The 1,465-nt window shown below is 49.6% G+C and carries 1 protein-coding gene; it reads left to right on the top strand.

Annotated elements, in window-relative coordinates; all coding sequences use genetic code 11:
* A partial coding sequence (locus H151_RS16705; RefSeq protein ID WP_019962479.1) for a cadherin repeat domain-containing protein occupies positions 1-1,465 on the top strand: 1,465 nt, incomplete at both ends.

Below are 1,465 nucleotides of genomic sequence, written 5' to 3'. Positions count from 1 at the left end.
CCACAGCCTATCGTAATCGCCTCGCAGCCAGCGTCATCGAACAGCTCAAATCCAGACCCGATGAACTCGACCCCGCGCTCTATGCGCCAGTGTGGGTGTCTGGTGATACAGCCAGTGTGAATGAAAATGCGACGGGGCTGGCCTACCGAGCGCAAGCCTCGCTTGGAAGTGGCTCAGGGCTCTCTTATTCGATAGCAGGAGGGGCCGATAAGGACAGCTTCACTATCGATGCTATAACGGGTGAGCTATACTTTAAAACAAGCCCCAATTATGAAGCGCCAACGGATGTTGATCGGAACAATGTGTATGTTGTTCAGATTGGTGCCCAGAATGGGCGTCACACTATCAGCAAAACCGTGACCATCTCAGTTGGCAATATCAATGAGTTCACGCCAAGCTGGACGTCTGGTGGCAATATTGCCGTCAATGAAAATGTGACGGGCGTTATTAGCACTGTTCACGCCAGTGATGGCGATGGGCAATCTATAACTTACTCAATTGTTGGCGGCACGGATGCCAGCGCCTTTACCATCAATGCCGCAACTGGGGCGCTACAGTTTAAAACAGCCCCCAATTATGAAGCGCCGCATGACCAAGATGGCAATAATGGCTACGCGCTAATCCTGCGCGCCAGTGATGGCACGCGCTATAATGATAAAGCGTTTAGCGTCTCAGTTGGCAATATCAACGAGTTCACGCCAAGCTGGACGTCTGGTGGCAATATTGCGGTCAATGAAAATGTAACGGGCGTTATTAGCACTGTTCACGCCAGTGATGGCGATGGGCAATCTATAACTTACTCAATTGTTGGCGGCGCAGACGCTGGTGCCTTCACGATTAATGCTACGACAGGGGCGCTCCAGTTTAAAAATTCACCCGACTTTGAAAACCCGCACGATCAAGATGGGAATAATGGTTACGTTATTGTCCTTCGCGCGAGTGATGGTACACGACATAATGATAAAACCTTCAGCGTAAAAATTAATAATGTCAATGAGTTCGCTCCAAGCTGGAACTCTGGAACCGATATTTCAGTCAATGAGAATTTTTCCGGTATTGTTTACGTACCCAATGCGACAGATGGCGATGGTGGGGCTGTTACTTATAGCATTATTGGCGGGGAAGATGCCGGTAACTTCCAAATGGATGCAACCGGAAAGCTCTCCTTTAAGAACCCACCAAATGCAGATCTTCCAGGGGATGCCAATGGTGATAATATTTACCGCATATCCTTGCGAGCTAGCGATGGCACGCGGTATGCTGATCAAATTCTCGCCATTTCGGTTACTAATGAAAATGACAATGCGCCGATATTTACGTCCCCAGCTTCTCACAATACGAATGAAGGTAGCTTGAACACGGGCTATCGCGCCACGGCGACCGATGGCGATGGAAATCCTCTAACCTTCTCTATTGTTGGCGGCTATGACGCGGCCGACTTCACCATCAATACCTCAACGGGTGC

It is taken from the genome of Woodsholea maritima DSM 17123 (genome assembly GCF_000382325.1).
Taxonomy (GTDB): domain Bacteria; phylum Pseudomonadota; class Alphaproteobacteria; order Caulobacterales; family Maricaulaceae; genus Woodsholea; species Woodsholea maritima.
Note: the sequence above shows the minus strand (reverse complement) of the source record. Positions and strands in the feature narration are given on the sequence as shown.